The organism is Brevundimonas sp., from assembly GCF_035561115.1.
GTDB lineage: Bacteria > Pseudomonadota > Alphaproteobacteria > Caulobacterales > Caulobacteraceae > Brevundimonas.
Genome location: NZ_DATMYH010000037.1, coordinates 1 through 4,989, shown reverse-complemented (window position 1 = coordinate 4,989; position 4,989 = coordinate 1). Strand labels below are relative to the sequence as shown.

Annotated in this window: 4 protein-coding genes; 3 read left to right on the top strand and 1 reads right to left on the bottom strand. The window is 68.4% G+C overall.

Annotated elements, in window-relative coordinates:
• Window positions 1-879 (top strand): beta-ketoacyl-ACP synthase III (locus VN378_RS04845; protein ID WP_325741509.1); only part of this gene is annotated, 879 nt, incomplete at its 5' end.
• Window positions 879-1,310 carry a hypothetical protein gene (locus tag VN378_RS04840; protein WP_325741507.1) on the top strand — a complete coding sequence of 144 codons (432 nt, stop codon included), beginning with the start codon at window positions 879-881 and terminating at the stop codon, window positions 1,308-1,310. The genes VN378_RS04845 and VN378_RS04840, both read left to right, overlap by 1 nt.
• Here VN378_RS04840 and VN378_RS04835 read toward each other — a convergent pair.
• Entirely contained in the window at window positions 1,294-2,505 is a 1,212-nt protein-coding gene (locus VN378_RS04835) for a M48 family metallopeptidase (protein WP_325741505.1), read from the bottom strand. The genes VN378_RS04840 and VN378_RS04835 overlap by 17 nt on opposite strands.
• 150 nt (window positions 2,506-2,655) lie before the next feature.
• On the opposite strand from VN378_RS04835, the gene VN378_RS04830 reads away from it, so the two are divergent.
• The gene (locus tag VN378_RS04830) at window positions 2,656-4,929 is read left to right on the top strand and encodes a TonB-dependent hemoglobin/transferrin/lactoferrin family receptor (protein WP_325741503.1); all 2,274 of its coding nucleotides are present in this window, start codon (window positions 2,656-2,658) and stop codon (window positions 4,927-4,929) included.
• The last annotated feature ends 60 nt before the right edge of the window (window positions 4,930-4,989 follow it).

The following is a 4,989-nucleotide window of genomic DNA, read 5'->3' as shown; positions in this document are numbered from 1 at the left end:
GCCCCCAACATCCCCGAACGCCCCGACGACGAGCTCTCGGTCATGGCCGAAATGGCCGTCGCCGCCGCGCGCCAGGCCATCGCCGCCTGGGGCAAGCCCGTCTCGGAGATCGGCGCTGTGCTCTGCGCCGCCTCCAACATGCCCCGCCCCTACCCGGCCCTGTCGATCGAGGTGCAGCAGGCGCTGGGGATCGAGGGCTTCGCCTTCGACATGAACGTGGCCTGCTCCTCGGCCACCTTCGGCATCAAGACGGCCGCCGACTTCATCGCCTCGGGCTCGGTCAAGGCGGTGCTGATGGTCAACCCCGAGGTCTGTTCGGCCCATCTCAACTTCAAGGATCGCGACAGCCATTTCATCTTCGGCGACGTCGCCACCGCCGTCATCGTGGAGGCCTCGGATCAGGCCGGGCCCGGCGGCTGGGACGTTCTCGGCACGCGGCTGAAGACCGTCTTCTCGAACAACATCCGCAACAATTTCGGCTTCCTGAACAACGCCGCCCCCGAAGGCATCGGCAAGCCGGACAAGCTGTTCATCCAGCAGGGCCGCAAGGTGTTCAGGGACGTGGTGCCGATGGTGTCCGAAATGATCATCGACCACGCCGCCGAGCTGGGGATCGATCCCGCGACGCTGAAGCGGATGTGGCTGCATCAGGCCAACATCAACATGAACCAGTTCATCGGCCGCAAGGTGCTGGGCCGTGAGCCGACGCCGGAGGAGAACGTCATCATCCTCGACGACTACGCCAACACCTCTTCCGCCGGCTCGATCATCGCCTTCCACCTGCGGCAGCAGGACATGGCCCCCGGCGACACCGGACTGATCTGCAGCTTCGGCGCCGGCTATTCGGCCGGGACCGTCTTCGTCAGAAAGCGCGCCTGATGGTCGACCGCAGCGATATCGGCGCCGTCGTCGACGCCATGTACGCCTGCATCTCCGGTCCCGCCGGACCGCGCGACTGGGCGACCCAGCGCGAGATCTTCCACCCCGACAGCCGTCAGGCCCGCACGGGCCTGGACGCCGACGGCCGCCCGACCATGATCGTCATGGGCCGCGAGGAATACCAGGCCAATGTCACGCCCTTCTTCGAGGCCAACGGCTTCTTCGAGATCGAGATCAGCCGCCGCATCGACGTCTTCGGCAACATGGCCCACGTCTGGTCCGTCTACGAGGCGCGCACCCGGCCCGAAGACGCCGGGCCCGAGCGCCGCGGGATCAACTCGATCCAGCTCTGCCGGGGCCCGGACGGCCTGTGGTCCATCCTGCACATGATCTGGGACAACGAGCGCCCCGGCCTTACGGCGTCGATCTAGCCGCCGGGGCCGCCGCCGGCGCGCCGGCCGGATGCGTCGCCTTCCACTCCATCGCCATGCGGATGCGGTTCTCGACCGACGGGTGGTCGTAGAACAGGACCTCCTCGATCGCCGAGGGCGACGGCGCGCGATACTCCGCCGTCTTGATCAGCGCCTTCGACAACCCGTCCGGCTCATTGGCGTGGACCAGCGAGAACTGGTCGGCGTCGGTCTCGATCAGCCGGATCATGGTATTCGTCACCGGCGTCAGCAGCAGGCCGATGACCGCACCTATGGCCGCCAGCACGGGCAGGCCCGCCGGATCGGAGATATCCCCCACCCGGTTCGCGCCCAGCAGCCGCTTCGCCAGCGGGAACACCCGGTCGATCAGCCAGAACGCCAGTCCCGCCAGCAGGATCATGATCCCGGCCATCCACAGCGAGTGCATATGGACATAGTGGCCCATCTCATGGCCCACGACGCCGCGCACCTCGGCCAGGTCGGCGCCCTTGGCGAACATGACGTCGCTCATCGCCACCCGCGCCGAGCCGAACAGGCCCGAGACATTGGCGGTGTAGCGGTCGGACTGTTTCGAGCCGTTGTAGATATAGATCTTGTCATCCGGCGTGCCCGTGGCGTGGGCCAGTTCGACCACGGCGTCGCGCACCGGTCCGTCCGGCGCCGGGGTGTAGGTGTTGAACAGCGGCTCGATCAGGATCGGCGAGACGATCAGCATGAAGACCACGGCCAGCGCCGTCAGCCCCGCCCCCCAGGCCCACCACAGCCGGCGCGCATGCCGGATGATGGCGTAGAGGCCGACGATCAGCAGCCCGAGGAAGACGACCGTGATCGCGGTGTCCATCACGGCTTCGGTCAGCCAGCCCGCCAGTGGCTGTTCTGTCAGCCCGTACTGCGTCTCGCGCCACCAGCCCTGATAGATCGCCCACGGCAAGGTCAGGACGAAATCCATCAGCACCCAGGTCACGCCGACCAGCAAGGACACCAGCTTGGGCCGCTTGCGCCGCCGCTCCAGCCGGTCGCGGATGCCGCTCAGCACCCCGGTGCGGATGATGATCCAGGCCACGACGATGCTGACGACCGCGCCCCACAGCAGCAGCCAATGGCCGCCGCGCGTATAGGCCACGGCCCGTTCCAGATCCTCGGGCGAGATGGTCGCCAGCCAGCGCGCGGTCTCGGCCGCGGGGTCGATGCTCATGACGGTGTCCTCCCTGACGCCCCAGAAGACCCCCGCCGCCGGCGTCTGTCAGCTTAATTCAGTGTCACGAATAACCCTGCCCTTATTGCGGTTGATTCTGATAATCGTTCGCAGTAATTGCCTCGCCTCTCTTCAAGCGGGGCCGTTCACATGCGCACTCTCCTCCTCACCGCCGGCGTCGCCGCCCTCCTGATCGCCGCCGGGTCCGCCCGGGCGGGAGAGCCGGACGCGGCCGGTCCCGACGACGTCGTCCAGCTTCCGCCGATCAGCGTCCTGGCCACCCGCACGGGCGTGACGCCGCAAGAGGCGCCGGCCACGGTCACCGTCTTCAGCGACCGCGACATCGAGGCCATGCTGGCGACCGACATCAAGGACCTGATCCGGTTCGAGCCCGGCGTCAGCGTCGTCAGCCAGCCGGCCCGTTTCGGCGCCGCCCTGGGCACGGCCGGTCGCGCTGGAAATGAGGGCTTCACCATCCGCGGCATCGGCGGCGACCGGGTGCTGATGATCGTCGACGGCGTGCGCTCGCCCGACGGCTTCGTCTTCGGCGCCCAGAGCGTCGGCCGCGGCGGCTATGCCGATCTGGACCTGATGAAGTCGGTCGAAATCCTGCGCGGCCCCGCCTCGGCCCTGTACGGCTCGGACGGTGTCGCCGGCGCGGTCCTGTTCACGACGAAGGACCCGGCCGACCTGATCCGCCCCGGCGAGAGCTTCAGCGCCCGCGCCCGCGTCGGCTACAACTCCGCCGACGAGGGCCTGACGAAATCCGCCGTCATCGCCGGGCGCAGCGGCGCCGTCTCGGGTCTTCTGGCCTGGACCGGGCGCGACAGCGAGGAGACGGAAAACCAGGGCGACCGCACCGGCGAGGAAGTCCAGTCGGTGCTGGTCGGCGGCGTTCCGACCCCCTCGCTGGTCTATTCCAGCCGCACCCTGCCCAATCCGCAGGAGATCCGTTCCGACGCCTGGCTGGGCAAGCTGGTCTGGGACGTCGCCCCGGGCCACAGCCTGCGCCTGACCTGGGACAGCTTCCGGAGCGACATGGACGCCATCGTCCTCAGCGGCCGCACCACCCGCAGCGTCGCCGCTCCGCCCGCCTCCGCCACTGCGGTTCTCAACCTGACCGCCGCCGACACGACGGAGCGCGAGCGCTTCAGCCTCGACTGGCGGCTGAAGGACGTGCTGGGCCTCGAGCGCGGTCAGGTGTCGGTCTACCAGCAGGATTCGACCACCCGCCAGTTCACCTTCGAGGACCGTGTCGGCGCCGACCGGACCCGCGACAACACTTTCGACAACGAGGTCCGGGGCTTCGCCGCCGACTTCACCAGGGGTTTCGGTTCCCACCGCATCACCTTCGGCGGCGACTGGTCCGAGACCACCCAGCAGGGCGTGCGCGACGGCACGATCCCGCCCATGGGCGAGACCTTCCCGACCAGCGCCTTCCCCAGGACCGACTTCAGCCTGGCCGGCCTGTTCGTCCAGGACGAGATCAGCCTGCTGGACGGTTCGCTGAAGATCATCCCCGCGGTCCGCCGGGACAGCTACGACCTGTCGACCGCCGACGATCCGCTCTATCCCGGCCCGCGCGCCGATCAGTCCGACGACCACGTCTCGCCCAAGCTGGGCGTCGTCTGGTGGTCCACCCCCCACTTCGGCCTGTTCGGCAGCTGGGGCGAAGGCTTCAAGGCGCCGACGCCGAGTCAGGTGAACAACTACTTCTCCAACATCGCCTTCGGCTACACCTCCCTGCCCAATCCGGATCTGAAGCCCGAGACCAGCCGCAGCCTCGAGATCGGCGCCCGGCTGCGTGACGTACAGGTCGCCGGCGGGCGTTTCTCGGCCCAGCTGGTCGGCTTCCGTTCGGACTATGAGGACTTCATCAGCCAGCAGGTGACCTCGGGCTCCTTCACCCCCGCCGACCCTGCCGTCTACCAGTTCGTCAACTTCACGGACGTCGAGATCTCCGGCGTCGAGGCGAAGGCGAACATCTGGTGGGACAACGGCCTGAGCGCCCGCTTCGCCGCCGCCTGGGCCGACGGCGAGATCAGCGACCCGGTCGCGGGCGCGCGTTCCCTTGAGACCATCGATCCGGTCAAGGTCGTCCTCGGCCTCGGCTACGACGATCCCGCCGGCCGCTTCGGAACCCAGGCCGTCGCCACCTGGTCGCAGGCGAAGGATCAGGCCGACACGGACAACCTGGCCTGCGCCGGAACCTGCGCCGTCGGCGATGACTTCGCCCTGCTGGACCTGACCGCGTACTGGAACCTCAATGAACGGGTCACGGCCCGGGCCGGCGTCTTCAACGTCTTCGACGAGCGTTACAGCTGGTGGAGCGACGTGCGCGGTGTGGCGGCTACCTCGGCGGTGCTCGACGCCTACACCCGGCCCGGCCGGAATTTCGGCCTGTCCCTCGCCCTGCGCTACTGATCCCCCCCGGAGAGCATGACCATGACCCGCGTCTTCCTCATCGCCGCCGCCCTGCTGGCC